This window comes from Variovorax sp. F042 (assembly GCF_057814215.1).
Genome location: NZ_JBVASX010000056.1, coordinates 1 through 307 on the forward strand (window position 1 = coordinate 1; position 307 = coordinate 307).

The following is a 307-nucleotide window of genomic DNA, read 5'->3' on the forward strand; positions in this document are numbered from 1 at the left end:
TATGCAGCGCGGCTTATGGGGCCTCATCGAAGACGGCTTCCTCGCCTTAAGTGCGCGGTTCAAGCGGCCCGGTGAAATTCGCGTCGAGGAGAAGCAGGTATGAGCGCGGAATTCCTTCTGGAAGCACGGCAGGTTACCAAGCACTACGGCAAGTTCGTGGCCCTGGGCGGCGTGGACCTGCGCGTGAGGCGCAACACGGTGCATTCGGTCATCGGCCCCACTGGCGCCGGCAAGACGACGCTGTTCCACATGCTCACCGGCACGCTGGGTGCGACCGGCGGCAGCATTGCCTTCGAGGGCCAGGACG

General features: G+C 64.5%; 1 protein-coding gene. It reads left to right on the top strand.

Annotation, left to right across the window (positions count from 1 at the left end; genetic code table 11):
* Positions 1 to 99 precede the first annotated feature (99 nt).
* Positions 100 to 307, top strand: a 208-nt coding sequence (locus tag ACZYSP_RS35375; protein WP_489019215.1) for an ATP-binding cassette domain-containing protein, incomplete at its 3' end; no start/stop codon positions are given.